This window comes from Rossellomorea aquimaris (assembly GCF_000935355.1).
Lineage (GTDB): Bacteria > Bacillota > Bacilli > Bacillales > Bacillaceae_B > Rossellomorea > Rossellomorea aquimaris_B.
Window position 1 is genome coordinate 119368 of sequence record NZ_JXZC01000009.1, and the last position, 15797, is coordinate 135164.

16 protein-coding genes and 1 riboswitch are annotated in these 15797 nt (G+C 40.8%); all 16 genes read left to right on the top strand.

Translation table 11 applies throughout. From position 1 onward, the window contains the following. The first annotated feature begins 115 nt into the window (after positions 1-115). The 16 genes from TV75_RS17660 to TV75_RS17735 all read left to right on the top strand — a co-directional run bounded on the left by TV75_RS17660 (position 116) and on the right by TV75_RS17735 (position 15721). Positions 116-874 carry a segregation/condensation protein A gene (locus TV75_RS17660; RefSeq protein ID WP_044340126.1) on the top strand — a complete coding sequence of 253 codons (759 nt, stop codon included), beginning with the start codon at positions 116-118 and terminating at the stop codon, positions 872-874. After that, on the top strand, positions 867-1460 hold the full coding sequence (gene scpB / locus TV75_RS17665; RefSeq protein ID WP_044340158.1) for an SMC-Scp complex subunit ScpB: 594 nt from the start codon (positions 867-869) through the stop codon (positions 1458-1460). Before TV75_RS17660 ends, scpB begins: the two co-directional genes overlap by 8 nt. Positions 1461-1531: 71 nt before the next feature. Continuing rightward, entirely contained in the window at positions 1532-1726 is a 195-nt protein-coding gene (locus tag TV75_RS22610; RefSeq protein ID WP_044340127.1) for a DUF3907 family protein, read from the top strand. A gap of 142 nt (positions 1727-1868) precedes the next feature. Further along, positions 1869-3035 (top strand): D-alanyl-D-alanine carboxypeptidase family protein, encoded by a 1167-nt coding sequence (locus TV75_RS17675; protein ID WP_044340128.1) that lies wholly within the window; start codon positions 1869-1871, stop codon positions 3033-3035. Then, positions 3028-3621 carry a nucleoside recognition domain-containing protein gene (locus TV75_RS17680; RefSeq protein ID WP_044340129.1) on the top strand — a complete coding sequence of 198 codons (594 nt, stop codon included), beginning with the start codon at positions 3028-3030 and terminating at the stop codon, positions 3619-3621. Before TV75_RS17675 ends, TV75_RS17680 begins: the two co-directional genes overlap by 8 nt. Further along, on the top strand, positions 3622-4149 hold the full coding sequence (locus TV75_RS17685; protein ID WP_044340130.1) for a spore maturation protein: 528 nt from the start codon (positions 3622-3624) through the stop codon (positions 4147-4149). A 147-nt stretch (positions 4150-4296) separates the two neighbouring features. Continuing rightward, positions 4297-5028 (top strand): pseudouridine synthase, encoded by a 732-nt coding sequence (locus TV75_RS17690; RefSeq protein WP_044340131.1) that lies wholly within the window; start codon positions 4297-4299, stop codon positions 5026-5028. A 257-nt stretch (positions 5029-5285) separates the two neighbouring features. Continuing rightward, a complete protein-coding gene (resA, locus tag TV75_RS17695) occupies positions 5286-5816 on the top strand; it encodes a thiol-disulfide oxidoreductase ResA (RefSeq protein ID WP_044340132.1) in 531 nt (176 codons plus the stop codon). A gap of 34 nt (positions 5817-5850) precedes the next feature. After that, the gene (gene resB, locus TV75_RS17700) at positions 5851-7518 is read left to right on the top strand and encodes a cytochrome c biogenesis protein ResB (protein ID WP_044340133.1); all 1668 of its coding nucleotides are present in this window, start codon (positions 5851-5853) and stop codon (positions 7516-7518) included. Then, entirely contained in the window at positions 7502-8677 is a 1176-nt protein-coding gene (ccsB, locus tag TV75_RS17705; RefSeq protein ID WP_044340159.1) for a c-type cytochrome biogenesis protein CcsB, read from the top strand. The genes resB and ccsB overlap by 17 nt, the downstream gene beginning before the upstream one ends. 116 nt (positions 8678-8793) lie before the next feature. Beyond that, positions 8794-9510, top strand: coding sequence for a response regulator transcription factor (locus TV75_RS17710; protein WP_044340134.1), 717 nt, complete (start codon positions 8794-8796; stop codon positions 9508-9510). Then, complete coding sequence (locus TV75_RS17715; protein WP_044340135.1) at positions 9507-11273, top strand: ATP-binding protein; 1767 nt, start codon at positions 9507-9509, stop codon at positions 11271-11273. The genes TV75_RS17710 and TV75_RS17715 overlap by 4 nt, the downstream gene beginning before the upstream one ends. A 283-nt stretch (positions 11274-11556) precedes the next feature. Continuing rightward, entirely contained in the window at positions 11557-12111 is a 555-nt protein-coding gene (sigX, locus tag TV75_RS17720; RefSeq protein WP_044340136.1) for an RNA polymerase sigma factor SigX, read from the top strand. Then, entirely contained in the window at positions 12083-13321 is a 1239-nt protein-coding gene (locus TV75_RS17725; RefSeq protein ID WP_044340137.1) for a hypothetical protein, read from the top strand. The genes sigX and TV75_RS17725 overlap by 29 nt, the downstream gene beginning before the upstream one ends. Before the next feature lie 511 nt (positions 13322-13832). After that, a complete protein-coding gene (locus TV75_RS17730; RefSeq protein WP_052504606.1) occupies positions 13833-14750 on the top strand; it encodes a peptidoglycan DD-metalloendopeptidase family protein in 918 nt (305 codons plus the stop codon). A gap of 113 nt (positions 14751-14863) precedes the next feature. Beyond that, a riboswitch (FMN riboswitch) is annotated at positions 14864-14997 on the top strand. Positions 14998-15151: 154 nt separating this feature from the next. Next, positions 15152-15721 (top strand): ECF transporter S component, encoded by a 570-nt coding sequence (locus TV75_RS17735; RefSeq protein WP_044340138.1) that lies wholly within the window; start codon positions 15152-15154, stop codon positions 15719-15721. Positions 15722-15797: the final 76 nt, after the last annotated feature.

A 15797-nucleotide genomic window follows, 5' to 3' on the forward strand; every position in this document is an offset into this window, starting at 1 on the left:
AAAACGACAGGTACAACCATCCTATACAAAAACTTTCTATTGGAGATTAGTGGTCAATCTACTATACTATTAAGTAGCTATCAGGAATGACTGTAATTAGAAATTTGGTGATAAAGTGGAATACAATGTGAAAATTGACGCTTTTGAAGGTCCATTAGATCTTCTTTTGCATCTGATTAACTCGTTGGAAATTGATATATATGATATTCCTATGGCTCAAATTACTGAGCAATATATGTTATATGTACATACGATGAAGAATTTGCAGCTTGATGTTGCCAGTGAATACTTAGTGATGGCTGCGACATTATTAGCCATTAAAAGTAAAATGCTGCTACCCAAACATGATGAAGGTCTTCTAAACGATGAAATTGAATTTGAAGAAGAAGATCCACGTGACGAACTAGTTGAACGATTGATCGAGTATCGTAAATTCAAAGAAGCGGCAAATGAGCTGAAGCATCGTGAGGAAGAACGGGGACAAGTGTATACAAAGCCCCCAAGTGATCTTTCGGAATTTACGGAAGAAGTGGATTTGAAGAATAGTGAAGTCCAAGTGTCTTTATATGATATGTTAGGAGCTTTTCATAAATTATTGAGGCGCAAGAAGTTGCAAAAACCCGTTCAAACCAGAATTACCAGACAGGAAATATCCATTGAGAAAAGAATGAATGACATTCTTCATAGTTTACGAAATATCAAAGAGCGTACATCATTTACGAGTCTTTTCCAAACTGATAATAAAGAACATCTTGTCGTTACTTTCCTTGCTGTGCTGGAATTAATGAAGAGGAAGCAAATCATTGTCAACCAAGAAAATAACTTCACAGAAATATTTGTTGAAGCTGGAGAGGAGGTAGTGCTTGTTGAATAGCGGTAATTGGAAAGGGATTTTGGAAAGCTTATTGTTTGCAGCAGGAGATGAAGGTCTTTCACTTAAGCAAGTCTGTTCCGTTCTGGAGATCGGAGAGCAGGAAGCGATGGCAGTGATTGAAGAGTTAAAGCTGGATTATGAAAAGGATGCCAATCGGGGTATTTATATGATTGAGATAGCTGATACCTTTCAATTAGTGACAAAAAAAAGCAACGCCGATTATTTGAAGAAATTGGTCGAGTCACCAAATGTAAGCTTCTTATCTCAAGCAGCTCTTGAAACACTGGCTATTGTTGCTTATAAGCAGCCGATCACCAGGATGGAGATTGAACAAATCAGAGGTGTTAAAACCGAGCGTCCCATTCAGACCCTGACGTCAAAAGGGCTGGTCAAGGAAGTCGGCAGGGCAGAAGGGACGGGTCGTGCCTATCTGTTTGGAACGACGAAAGAATTTCTGGACTATTTTGGACTAAAGAGAATAGATGAACTTCCACCCTTGCCTGAAAATATAGAGGATGAATTCATGCAGGATGAAGCGGACTTATTCTTTGAGAAATTTCAGGAAACGATGGATTCGAAAGAATAGGGTAAAATCATACGTGAATAGAGTGAATAGGCAGGAACCCGGCTATATGACAGGAGGTCCTGCCTATTTTTATGGGTCTTTCGTACAGAAAAATTCGAACGGAAGAGAATTTTCTTCAGGCCAGTTGTATCCGGTTTCGGCAAAAACCTCCCGGCTGCTTCGCTTCCTTGTTAAAAAGTGTGGAAGGAGAGTTTCATAGCATGCGGGAGGAATTGATCGAATTCGAGATTGAGTATCGAAACCAAAGGCTGAAATCAAAAGAATAGAATTTGGGAGAAACAGCTGAAAGACTCAGCTGTTTTTTTTGTGGACCTTTGAAGTGTACTGTGCTGGAATTTCCGGATTTTCATTCATATTACCCCTTGTCCTGCATAAACTTGTACAAACACGTTAGAACCAAAGGAGTAGATGGGTGTGAATCGAAAGAGAGTGAAATTTTACATATATTATTTCCTTATCTTAACTTTATTGTTTGTAGTCGTTTCCAATGAAGTTCAGGCGGCACCTTCTGTCAGTTCAGAGAGGGCGATTTTAATGGATCAGGAGACGGGGAGGATACTTTATGAGAAGGATGCTCACAGTCAAAGTCGAATTGCCAGTATTACAAAGATCATGACCGCTATTCTGGCAGTAGAGTCCGGAAAGATGGATAAAGATGTAACGGTCTCTTCGAATGCAGCGGGTACGGAGGGGTCTTCCCTTTACTTAAAAGCAGGGGAGAAGATCAAGCTGGAAGATCTGGTGTACGGGCTTATGCTAAGGTCCGGGAATGATGCAGCAGTTGCCATCGCAGAATATGTTGGAGGAAGTCTGGACGGATTTGTTTATATGATGAATGAAAAGGCGAATGAAATCGGAATGGAAAATACTCATTTTTCCAATCCCCATGGTCTGGATGATCATGAGGACCACTATTCTACTGCGTATGATATGGCAGTACTAACGAGATATTCAATGGAAAACGAATTATACAAAAAGATTGCAGGAACCAAGGTTCATACTGCACCAAATCCAGAAGAAAAATGGGACCGTAAGTGGAAGAACAAAAATAGATTACTGACAGAATTATATAAACACAGTACGGGTGGGAAAACGGGTTACACAAAACGAGCCAAAAGAACGCTTGTGTCCACAGCTTCCAAGGATGGAGAGAATCTCATTGCCGTTACACTCAATGGTCCCGATGATTGGAATGATCATATTGGAATGTTTGAGTACGGGTTTAAGCAATTTGATTATAGAATCGTTCTGGAAAAAGGTACGATTGCTAAAATGGAAGACGAAATATACAAAGATCATGCCTATCTTAAACGGGAATCTGTCCTTACCCTTCAAGATGATGAAGTGGATGATGTGAAGGTAGAGTACAAAATGTTAAAGCCTAAAGAGGAATGGTTAAAGAATAAAAATGTACCTGAAGTGGTAGGGAAGGCTGTCGTGTATTTAGAAGACGAAGAAGTAGACACTCTTCCCATTTTCTTTAAAACAACGGGCGGGACTGAAAAAGAAAAAAGCTGGTGGAAGTTTTGGGCATACTCCTTCGAGTCCTTTATAGGAGTCAGGGATCATGGTTAATCTCATTTGGGTCGGAATGACCATCATCGGTTTAGTGTTCGCCATAATAAATGGGAAAATGGAAGAGGTAAACGAAGCCATTTTCACATCTGCCAATGAAGCCGTCACTCTCTGTATAGGATTAGTCAGCGTTTTGGTATTTTGGCTGGGAATCATGAGGATTGCTCAGGAAGCGGGACTTCTGGATAAACTGGCCAAGCTGTTCAGACCTTTTGTAACCAGGTTGTTTCCAGAAGTGCCGGATAATCATCCTGCAATGGGATATATATTATCGAATATGATGGCCAATATGTTTGGCCTTGGAAACGCAGCAACACCGCTCGGGATCAAAGCAATGGAGCAATTGAAGGAGCTTAACGGAGGAAAAGACTATGCCAGCAGGTCTATGATTACTTTCCTAGCGATCAATACGTCAAGTCTTACCATCATTCCCACAACGGTCATTGCGATCCGGATGAAATATGATTCAGCCTCTCCAACTGAAATTGTAGGACCGACCTTAATTGCCACAATGCTATCGACCATCGGAGCCATACTGATTGACCGTTATTTTCATTACAGACGTACTCGTCGTGAGGTGAAGTAAATGCAATGGATATCCACCATTTCATTATGGTTAATCCCCATTATGATTGGCTTCATATTAATCTATGGCACCCTTAAAAAGGTACCGACGTATGAAGTGTTTGTAGACGGGGGAAAAGAAGGAATTAAAATTGCCGTATCGATCATTCCTTTTCTCATTGGAATGCTTGTGGCAATTACTATTTTTAGAGAATCGGGAGCTCTTGAGTTCTTTGTGAACCTCATCCGTCCTGGGTTGCTTGCACTTGGTATTCCGCCAGAAATTGTACCGCTTGCCATCATCAGGCCGATTTCAGGAACAGCGGCCCTGGGTATGATGAGTGATATTGTCGCTACCCACGGGCCTGATTCCTTTATCGGCAGACTTGCATCAACCTTGCAGGGTAGTACAGATACGACTCTTTACGTATTGACCGTGTACTTCGGAGCGGTAGGCATCAGGAAAATGGGAGACGCCCTTAAAGTTGGATTACTGGCAGATGTCGTAGGGATCGTTGCTGCCATATTCATTGTCACGGTCATGTTTTAAGGGTTGGCATCTATAAATAAAGGAAACAATGAGGTATAAAGAAATCGACTGAAAAGGTCGATTTTTCTTTATACCTTTCTATTTTGCCTGGATTATGTAATAATTCATGAAGACAAATGTATTGAAAATTAAATGAGGTGAAATACCGTGGAACGATTACAAAAGGTTATTGCTCATAGTGGAGTAGCGTCTCGACGAAAAGCTGAGCAATTAATAATAGAAGGTAAAGTAAAGGTCAATGGTGTAGTAGTGAAAGAACTAGGAACAAAGGTTTCTAACTCCGATAGAGTTGAAGTCACAGGGATTCAGATTGAGAGAGAAAACAAAGTATACTATATGCTTTACAAGCCAAGAAGTGTCATTTCAGCTGTGACTGACGATAAAGACCGTCAAGTTGTAACGGACTTCTTCCCTGAAATACAAGAAAGAATCTATCCTGTAGGAAGACTGGACTATGAGACGTCAGGTATTCTTCTTTTAACCAATGATGGAGAGTTCGCTAACTCCCTGATGCATCCAAGTAACGAAATTGAAAAAACATACGTAGCAAGATTAAAAGGCATCCCGCCTAAATTTAAAATAAGAGAGCTTGAAAAAGGGATTAAACTGGAGGACGGCATGACGGCTCCAGCAAAAGTGAAAGTGTTAAGCATCGATAAGAAACAAGGGAAATCCATCGTCGAAATTACCATTCATGAGGGCAGGAACCGTCAAGTGCGCAGGATGTTCGAAGCGCTTGGGTATCCGGTTCAAAAGCTGAAACGGGAAAGATACGCATTCCTGACTCTTCATGGCTTGAACGCAGGAGAAGGAAGAGAACTTACTCCACATGAAGTGAAACAGCTGAGAACACTGGCTGAAACAGGAAGTATCCGATAAAGAATAGGTTGGAAAGTGTCACATATCCTTCATATAATTTACACTATCTCTAAAGAGATAAATGATATAATGGGAAAGGAATTTTACCCTGAAATCCCAGGGACATTTCCCTGCTTATTATGAAGGAATGGATATTACATTATGGCAGGGACTGATCTCATAAGTGAATTCTTATGATGTCAGGCCCTTTGCTACTGTAAAGAGAGAAAAAACTTTTCCATTCTTGAGAACGATTTCAATATGGGAGGCACACGTACATGAATAAGAAAAAACGCAGATTACTCATCCGGACAATTATTCTCATTGTACTTACTTCTGCGGTGGCATATACCCTGTATGCAAACTTTACGAAGGATGAAAGAGGGCAGTTAAAGGTGGGTGACCAAGCGCCTGACTTTGTACTAGAAGATATGGAAGGGAATAAACATCGTTTGTCCGACTATGAGGGCCAAGGGGTATTCCTGAATTTCTGGGGAACATGGTGTAAACCATGTGAAAGAGAGATGCCATATATGAACAATCAATATAAGAAATATAAAGACCAAGGTGTACAGATATTGGCTGTTAATGTGGGAGAATCAGATTTCCTTATCAATCGATTCGTGTCTAAACACGGGTTGGAGTTCCCTATTTTAGTAGACAAAGAAGAGGAAGTTCAAAACGCGTACGGTATAGATCCTTTACCGACTACATTCCTCATCAACCCTCAAGGTGAAATTGAAAAAATCATTACTGGTACGATGTCAGAAGAAGATATCATTGAAGATTTAGAGAGCGTTAAGCCTTAGCTCAGCAGTTTAACTTGAAATAAGGAGTTTTAACATGAAAGAGATCAAATGTGAATGCGGTCATGTAAACCCGAATGGTACTGTTCTCTGCGAATCCTGTGGACGGGCTTTAACGGATGAAGCGAAGAACGAGAAGCTACATGACATGCGTTATGAAGGTAGTGCAAGGCGTTCCCAAACATATAATAAATCGATTGTCGATAAGATTTGGAATTTCTTTTCATCTGTAAAAGTTGGCGTATGGTTAATTGTCATCACACTTATCGCCTCTGCAGTCGGCACAATTTTGCCTCAGGAACAATATATTCCGAATGGACAGCCGGCAAATGAGTACTATGAAGATGTATACGGCTTTTTTGGAGAGTTATATTACACGTTAGGTTTCCATGATTTATATAGTTCATGGTGGTATCTACTATTAATCGCATCGATTGGAGTTTCCCTCGTGATTTGCAGTCTGGACCGGGTGATTCCCCTCTATCGTGCCCTCAAGAATCAACGCGTTTCCAGACATGTTGGTTTCCTGAAGCGTCAACGAATCTATGGGAAAACAGAAATGGTAGAAATCAATGACTCTATAAGCAAAACAAAAGAAAAATTAACACAAAAAAAATATAAAATCCGTGAAGAGGACGGCAACATCCTTGCAGAGAAAAATCGTTTTTCCAGATGGGGACCCTATGTGAATCATATCGGTCTTATCATTTTCTTATTCGGGGGCATGCTAAGGTTCGTTCCCGGAATGTATATTGATGAAACCGTGTGGATCCGTGAAGGTGAAACGAGAGCCGTTCCTGGTACGAAACAAGAATATTACTTAGAAAATAAAGGGTTTACGTTAGAGACATACGATAAAGACAAGGACAAAGAAGTATTTGGGGAAGCCATTGATAAGAATGGGACCATCGCAAAGAATTTCCAGTCTGACGTGGTACTCTATAAAGAATCCGGAGATAAACTTCCAGGACAAACGGCTGACCGGGAAGTGGAAAAAGAGGATTCAATCAGAGTAAATCACCCTTTGAAATTTGGAAACTTTGCCGTATACCAAACAAGCTACAAGTTGGATGAATTTAAATCAATGTCCTTTACATTTGATAATAAAGGGACCGGGGAAAGCTTCGGTAAATTCACCGTCGATCTATTCGATCCTCAAGATACCTACTCATTTGAAGAAGGTTATAAAGTAGAGTTAATGGGATATTATCCTGATTTCTCTGGATTTAATGAACAAGGAGAGCCGCAAACCAAGTCTCCTTTACCGAATAATCCTGCATTCCTTTTCAAATTGTTCTCACCTGAAAAACCCGATGGTGAAGTGAGCTTTGTAGGAATCCAGCAAAACCTGGAACCCCTTGGTGACAATGACTATAAATTGTCATTTGCGGGTGTTGAGACAAGAGATGTATCTGCTTTAACCGTTCATAAGGATCTCACTCTTTGGATATTGGCCGTCGGTGGAGCTATCTTTATGATAGGTGTCGTACAAGGAGCTTATTGGCACCACCGAAGAATCTGGATCAGGCGAACTGAAGATGGAGTCATCGTAGCCGGTCATACGAATAAAAACTGGCATGGATTAAAAAATGAAATCAACTTCGTTTTGGAAGGTACCGGAATTCAGGAGCCTGAAGATCAACAACAAAAAGACGAAGTAAGGAGGAATGAGGATGTCAACGACAACAATGGCAGAGTGGAGTAGTAATTTACTCTATGTATCCTTCATCATGTATTTGATTGCTACGTTGTTTTTTGGAGGCAGTATCCGCCAAAAAAACACAACTGAAACGAATCAGCAAAAATGGGGCTTGATTGGAATTGTTTTGACCCTTATCGGATTTGTCTCTCAATTAGGTTACTTCTTTTTAAGATGGGGAGCAGCAGGACACGCTCCAGTAAGTAATTTATTTGAATTCACAACCTTTTTCGGAATGACGCTTGTAGGAGCCTTTATCATTCTTTACTTTATGTATAAGACAACGATACTGGGTGTCATTGCATTGCCGTTTGCACTATTGGTGATCGCCTATGCCAGCATGTTCCCTAAAGACATTAGTCCATTGATTCCTGCTCTTCAAAGTGATTGGTTGAAAATTCATGTCACAACTGTTTCAGCAGGAGAAGCGATTTTATCCATCAGTTTTGTGGCAGGGTTAATCTATTTATTGAAATCAGTACAGCATACAAAAGGGAGCAAGCAATCGTTTTGGCTTGAAACCGTCATGTATTCTCTAGTTGTCGTATTAGGGTTTATTGTGGCATCAACTGCCTTTACCCTGGGGGATTACGAAGCGAACTTTCAATATGTCAATCAAGAAGGGGCCGAAGCGATTTCTGAGTACACACTCCCGGCTCTTGTCGGGCCCAATGAAGGCCAATTATTAACCGACAACGTAATGAAGCCACTGGTTGAAATGCCCGCCCTTATTAACGCTAAGAAACTTAATACCGTTATTTGGTCGTTTTTGATTGGGACAGGAATTTATCTTCTATTGCGTTTAATCTTCAGAAAGCGAATAGCTGCGAAATTACAGCCTTTGGTTAAAAATGTGAATCTGGACCTGATGGACGAAATCGGTTACCGCTCGGTATTAATCGGCTTTCCGGTCTTTACACTGGGAGGGCTTATCTTCGCCATGATCTGGGCGCAAATTGCCTGGACACGATTCTGGGGTTGGGATCCCAAAGAAGTGTGGGCATTAATTACATTCTTATTCTATGCAGCCTTTCTGCATCTACGCTTATCTAAAGGGTGGCACGGTGAGAAATCTGCATGGTTAGCCGTCATCGGGGTTGCCATTATACTGTTCAACCTTGTGGCCGTTAACCTTATTATCGCAGGACTGCATTCATACGCTTAAGTGCTGAACGGGAGGGAGCTGACTATAACGAGAGTGATATTCTCTTTGAGTCAGCTTCTTTTTTCATATAAAATATAGGATAATATGGTTTAATTAGACAAAAGGGGGATCTACCCATGGAGGAAAACATTCGAATTTTAGTTGTAGATGATGAAGACCGGATTCGTAGATTATTAAAAATGTATCTTGAAAGAGAAAACTATGAGATTGATGAAGCTGAAAATGGTGAAGAAGCGTTAGCATTGGCATTAGAAAATAATTACGACTGTATCTTATTGGACATCATGATGCCAGGTATGGACGGGATCGAAGTGTGTAAGCACCTCCGTGAAAAGAAGGCGACCCCGGTGATCATGCTTACTGCTAAAGGAGAGGAAGTGAATAGGGTGCAAGGGTTCGAAGTTGGAACCGACGACTACATAGTGAAACCTTTTTCACCTCGCGAAGTAGTACTAAGGGTGAAAGCGCTATTAAGACGTTCTTCAAAGACGAGCTTTATTCAAACAGATGCGAAGACGAAGGATTTGATTGTGTATCCTCATCTTACCATCGATAATGATGCCCACCGGGTAACGGCTGATGGAAAAGATGTGAATCTGACACCGAAGGAATACGAATTGTTATATTTCCTTGCCAAAGCTCCAGACAAAGTGTTTGACCGTGAACACCTGCTCAAGGAAGTATGGCATTACGAATTTTTCGGAGACTTGCGCACAGTTGATACTCATGTGAAGCGATTAAGAGAAAAACTGAATAAAGTTTCTGAGATGGCTGCAAAAATGATTGTCACCGTATGGGGGGTAGGCTACAAATTCGAGGTAACGAATGAATGAGGCTGTGGCGTAGTGTAGTAGGAAAGCTATGGCTGACGATTCTGCTCTTGGTTTCCTTTGTGTTATTTATCCTTACGATTCTTTTACTGGAATTCTTTCAAAACTATCACGTCGATGTGGTCGAAAAAGAATTAACCCAAACGGCAGAAAAAGTGGCGAGAGTCATTGAGAATCATAAAGACCTGGAGCTGGGGATGGAGCTGGGAAAGGAAATTATTGATGATCCGGTTAATATCATTATCTCCTTAGACCAAGATGAGTCACTTTATTCCCAGGATTCTACAGTATTTCAAAAGACTATTCACGACTATATTTCAGAGGATGAACAACTTCAATCTGCGAAAACAAAAGAAATTACCGTTAAGAAAGAGATTGAATTATCCTCGGAATTGTCATCGAACCGATATGAAAACGTCATTATTGTCGGGACGCCTTTGCATATCGATGAAGAAGATGGAGCTGTGTATCTCTATCAGTCTCTTGGTGTGATTAAAGATACTACCCGTCAAACAACGAAACTGATTTTGCTTGCTGCCGGGATTGCCATTATCTTAACCACCATTTTCGCTTTCTTCCTTTCCACTCGTATTACGGCACCTCTAAGGAAAATGCGGGAAGCAGCCTTTGAGGTAGCAAAGGGTAAATTTGATACAAAGGTTCCGATTTTGACGAAGGATGAAATCGGTGAACTTGCAACAGGGTTTAACCAGATGGGCAGGCAGTTGAAGTTTCACATTAACGCACTGAGCCAGGAGAAAGAGCAGCTCTCCTCAATTTTAAGCAGTATGGCTGATGGCGTCATCACCTTTAATCGGGACGGCACGATCTTAATTACCAATCCGCCGGCGGATCGATTCCTGCAGCATTGGTATTATGAGCAAAGCGAAAGCAGTGAGGAAGCCATCCCTACTACTGTAAAAGAATTATTACAGAGCGTGGTCGTGACAGAAATGGAGCAGACCGGTGAACTGAGTCTGCAAGGACGTTCGTATGTGGTGATTATCAGTCCCCTATACAACAACAACAACATCCGGGGAGCAGTGGCGGTCGTCCGCGATATGACAGAAGAGAGAAGATTGGATAAGCTCCGGAAAGACTTTATTGCAAATGTCTCTCATGAACTTCGTACGCCAATCTCCATGCTTCAAGGATATAGTGAAGCGATCGTTGATGATATTGCTGAAACAGAAGAAGAAAAGAAAGAAATAGCCCGAATTATTTATGATGAATCATTGCGCATGGGTCGTTTGGTCAATGATCTTCTGGATTTGGCCCGTATGGAAGCAGGACATATCACTCTTAATAAAGACGTAATAGCTGTCATGCCTTTCACCGAAAGAGTGACGAATAAATTTATTGGACTGGCCAAAGAAAAAAAGGTCTCTATTTTCTTTGAAAGTGATGTAGGGATTAAAAATGAAATTCATATGGACCCGGACCGGATCGAACAGGTTTTAACCAATCTTATTGATAATGCTTTAAGACATACCCCTACAGACGGAGAGGTAACCGTGTCCCTGACGGAAAGCAAGGGAGGTTATCTGTTTAACGTAAAAGACACAGGTTCAGGAATTCCTGAAGAAGATCTTCCTTTCGTATTTGAACGCTTCTATAAAGCGGATAAAGCCAGAACAAGAGGGAAGTCGGGCACAGGACTTGGATTAGCGATCGCTAAGAACATCATAGAGTCCCATAAAGGTCATATCCAAGTGCAAAGTAAAGTCGATCAAGGGACAACCTTCACTTTCTTTCTTCCTATTTAGCCAAGAATCGATGGTATCCATAGAAACTTGACGATTTTTCTTGTTACATGGGAAACATTCTTTATTTTTAGGCTGCTCGTAGAAAACGTTGTTGAAAAAGTGATGAAAATAAGTAGGGATGACAGAAGAAGTCAACAGGGGGAGGAGTACCCTGTTGACTTTTTATTTGAAGGAAAACTCCAGTGAATATAAGTCTTTCCTTTTTATCTGATAAATACTATATTGATAGTGTGTAACTTTTTTACAGAAATAACGACTAATAAATTGACGGGGAGGGGAATAAGTGGACTCCGTTTTTGAGAAATTATACTCTGATTATCATCAAGATGTATTTCAATTTCTAATATACATGGTACAGAATAGGCAGCAGGCTGAAGATCTGGTGCAGGAAGTATATATCCGGGTGCTTAAATCACATGAGCGTTTTGAAGGCAAAAGTTCCGAAAGAACGTGGCTTTTTTCGATTGCAAAAAATGTAGCCATCGACCATTTCAGAAAACAAAAGAATTGGAAGAATCGAATATTGGATAAGTTCGATTGGAGTCGGAATGATGTGACAGACGACGCGGCACTCCCGGAAGAAATCGCCGTTGCGAAGGAAGAAATTCAAGTATTGTACGAATGTTTGAAAATGTGTTCGACGGATTATCGAATGGTTATTATTATGAGATACTTACAAGAACTTTCCATTGCTGAAACATCTGAAGTTTTAGGCTGGACGGAAAGTAAAGTAAAAACGACCCAGCATAGAGCCATTAAATGGTTAAGAATTGAAATGAATCAACGGTTACAAAAGGAGGAAAGAGACATTGAAGCAGTCAGAATGGAAAGATCGTGATATAGAGGACCTCGTCAAAAAACTTCCTCAAATCAATGATGATCGAACTCCTCAAACGATATATGCAAAAATAGAACGTCAGAACAAAAAGACGTTTATTGCTGTTAACCGTCTTATTCCAACAGTCGCGGCGCTGGCAGCCATCTTCATCATGGTCATGCTTGCTCCAACCGTATTAAATCAATTCAATGAAAACAGTATGGAAAAATCAGAGATGAAATCAACGGAATCTTCAGGTGGTGATTCAGCAACGAATTCAGTACAAGATTCCTTGGCCAAATCAGATGACAAATCAGATATGATCTATGACAACGATAAAGGAGAAATGATAGAAGAAAAGGATAATAGCGGGCTTAATATGACTGAGACTGAAAAAGACCTTCAACCAACTTCGGCAGAAAGATTATCTTTATATGAAGAAGACTTGGAAGGGCAGGACTACTATTCTTATGGACTCGTTTCACCGGAAGCGGTGCCTGTTCCTATTTCAATTGTCGATTCCCCGGCAGAAGGGGAAGAAGGCTGGTTGACCCGTCATGAAGAAATTGCAGGTGAGTTACCTGAAGGAAGCTGGGGAATGGAAGACTTTCTTCCCCTAAAAGGAAACTTCACCCTTGGAGACAGCAAAGTCATTTTCACTTTGGATGCCGATCATTCTTATAGTGGAAGTAGTTCGGTGGAATACGCATTTTATCATTCGCTGCTTTACTCATTTCAACATCAGGATTTAAACGAAGTCGTTCTTCAAGAACAAGATGGGTCAGTTCCCCAATTCAGTTCTACCGGGGATTTCTCAAAAGTCAATCTAAAGGAAGAGGTTCATACGGCATATTATCTATATTCACCCGATGGTAGAGAACGCTTCCTTGTACCGGATAATATCAATAGAGGAAATGTCAAAGAGTCCATTCAGGCAATGAAAAGCCCAGAAACGAGCCTTTTCCAAAGTGTGATTCCGAAAAACATCAATATCAGTGTGACAGATTCAGATGAATATCTGACCATCAATTTCTTAAATGAACTGGACATAGAAACATTAGACAATGAAACAGCCATGGAAATGATTGAAGGCATTTTACTGACAAGCAAAAGCTCAGGGTACGAAAAAGTTCAATTTGAAAACATTAAACAGGAAAGCTGGAATGGATTCATGTTCAAAGAACCCATTGAGACTCCTATCAGCCCAAATAAGAAAACGTTCAAAAATTAGGTATCACAGAAAGACTGGAAGCGGAGAGGAATCCGTTCCAGTCTTTTTTTATGTCGGGCTCCGGCGGCTAGAGGCTCGAGGTCATAAGTCAAACATGCCAAAAAGGCAAAGAACGCCTTTCCGGCATGTCCGTCTTATGCTTGTCGCCTCTGACCAAGCCGCCTCCGCTTTTGGTTGTCATCCAGCTCCGGCGGCTAGCCCCTCGAGGTCATAAGCTAAATTGGCCAGGAAGGCAAAGGGCGCCTTCCCGACCAATTCATCTTATGCTTGTCGGGGCTGAACGAGCCGCCTCCGCTTTTGATTGTATATTTATCTCAAACTTAGACAAACTACTCAAAGGAAAATTATCTCATCTCTTATGAATATTGAATGGGGCATATACATATAGTGGGGAGTGCATGAAATGAAGGTGAGAAGGTAAGAATGGGTTAATACATGAAAAGGTAGCGGAAGTGGCGCGTCAGTCGGGAAGAAAAAAAGGTATTGCGTTAAATGGCTAAGGAGGACAAGCATGATTTTGGATTATGTGAGAAGGTTATTGATCGTATTTCTGTTAGCGTTGTGTGTGAGCATTATGTTCTTTACTGGAAAGATAGCGAAGGCAGAGATGAATGAAATTGCGGAGGAAACGGTATCCTGGACATTTCCAGTTGAAGGTGTGATAACCGACTCGTATGGGACAAGGTCAGGTACACATAAAGGTATGGACATAGGAGGAGATATTGGTTCTCCTGTCTATTCAGTAGCGAAAGGTAAAGTCACTAAATCATATCTTTCAAAAAGCTACGGTCATGTGGTATTTATAAGGCACGAAAACGGATACGAAACCGTGTATGCTCATCTTGAAAACAGGCTTGTAGAAGAAAATCAAAAGGTGGTTCAAGGTGAACAGCTTGGAAGTTTAGGAAATACAGGCAGGTCGACAGGAGCCCACTTGCATTTTGAAGTGCACAGGGGGGAATGGACGATTGATAAGGTGAATGCAATCGATCCCTATATGGTTTTTGGACAAGGTGAAGTTGGACAGCTTGTGTTTGCTCATGAGAAAGATCCTTTTCAGGCAGTGGGTGTTTCTGGAACACCTGAAATGACCCAGGATGTAAGTTCTGGAGAATTAGATCAATCGAATGAGAGAAAGGTAAATCATATCGTACATAAAGGAGAGACCCTCTGGGGGATTTCTCAGCAGTACAATATATCTGTAGAGGATATTAAAAGTGCCAATGGGTTAAATGATACCAATTTGGTGGTTAATCAGTCCTTAGCCATTCCTCAATCAGCTGCTGGGAGTAAGTATGTAGTGAAACAAGGAGACACTTTATACTCTATTTCAGTTGCACAAGGGATTGATGTGAATGAATTGGTGGCTTGGAACGGGCTGGATCTTAAGACGCCTATCTACCCACAACAAGTTTTAAAGCTCCAATAATAGTTGGGTAAGACTGATAAAATCAAGGTCAGTCACATTTATTTCGAATTCGAACTTTTTCCTTCACATAATCCCTCTCCTTATGTATAATGGAAATGTATAAAAAAATAAAGATTCGTCTTCGGGGCAGGGTGAAATTCCCTACCGGCGGTGATGAAACATTTGTTTCTAAGCCCGCGAGCCTTTTGGGGCAGGATTTGGTGCGATTCCAAAGCCGACAGTATAGTCTGGATGGGAGAAGATGAGGGTTTATGCCAAAACGTTTAGAAAATGGGAAGCTAGACGTTTATTCGGGTATGCCTTATCATTCTCCTAGATACACGTATCTAGGGGTTTTTTAATGCTACCTTTGGCTAGAGCTATCTTCGAAATGAGATGAATCTCCTAAAGGAGAGAGGTTTATGAGAAAAATGAATACGCGCATGTTTATAACGGTTGGTATGTTAAGTGCCATATCCTATGTGTTAATGCTGTTCAACTTCCCGATTCCACCATTTCCAAAGTTTCTAATGGTAGATTTTAGTGACGTGCCCGCTTTAATTGCGACTGTGACATTAGGTCCGCTGGCAGGGATACTAATTGAATTATTTAAAAATGTGATTGACTACATTATGACAGGAAGCGATACCGGCGTTCCAATAGGTCATGTAGCCAATTTTATGGCGGGAGTACTTTTAATTCTACCGACATATTATATTTATTCACGTTTTCAATCTAAAAAAGGACTGTTGATTGGTCTCATCACAGGTACTTTGATCATGAGTATAAGCATGGGAATCCTAAATTACTTTGTGTTCCTGCCTGCTTATAAATACTTTATGAATTTTGAGCTACCAGCTGAAATTATCATTACAGGAATTGTCCCATTCAACATTCTAAAAGGAATTTTAGTAACAACGGTATTCATCTTGCTATTTGTCCGCCTTCAAGGCTGGCTATCAAGGCAGGCAGCCCTGAACAAAGCGGCATAAAGCTAATATAAATCCTAAACCCCTCAATTTCATTGAGGGGTTTTTCTTTCTAAGGTTATCACCGTAAAAAGAAAAA

What these genes read in the sequence shown, in the direction of transcription:
- TV75_RS22610 (WP_044340127.1), top strand. Translation starts at nt 1,532, where the DNA reads ATGGGTCTTTCGTACAGAAAAATTCGAACGGAAGAGAATTTTCTTCAG.
- TV75_RS17675 (WP_044340128.1), top strand. Translation starts at nt 1,869, where the DNA reads ATGGGTGTGAATCGAAAGAGAGTGAAATTTTACATATATTATTTCCTT.
- TV75_RS17680 (WP_044340129.1), top strand. Translation starts at nt 3,028, where the DNA reads ATGGTTAATCTCATTTGGGTCGGAATGACCATCATCGGTTTAGTGTTC.
- TV75_RS17685 (WP_044340130.1), top strand. Translation starts at nt 3,622, where the DNA reads ATGCAATGGATATCCACCATTTCATTATGGTTAATCCCCATTATGATT.
- resA (WP_044340132.1), top strand. Translation starts at nt 5,286, where the DNA reads ATGAATAAGAAAAAACGCAGATTACTCATCCGGACAATTATTCTCATT.
- resB (WP_044340133.1), top strand. Translation starts at nt 5,851, where the DNA reads ATGAAAGAGATCAAATGTGAATGCGGTCATGTAAACCCGAATGGTACT.
- ccsB (WP_044340159.1), top strand. Translation starts at nt 7,502, where the DNA reads ATGGCAGAGTGGAGTAGTAATTTACTCTATGTATCCTTCATCATGTAT.
- TV75_RS17710 (WP_044340134.1), top strand. Translation starts at nt 8,794, where the DNA reads ATGGAGGAAAACATTCGAATTTTAGTTGTAGATGATGAAGACCGGATT.
- TV75_RS17715 (WP_044340135.1), top strand. Translation starts at nt 9,507, where the DNA reads ATGAGGCTGTGGCGTAGTGTAGTAGGAAAGCTATGGCTGACGATTCTG.
- TV75_RS17730 (WP_052504606.1), top strand. Translation starts at nt 13,833, where the DNA reads ATGATTTTGGATTATGTGAGAAGGTTATTGATCGTATTTCTGTTAGCG.
- TV75_RS17735 (WP_044340138.1), top strand. Translation starts at nt 15,152, where the DNA reads ATGAGAAAAATGAATACGCGCATGTTTATAACGGTTGGTATGTTAAGT.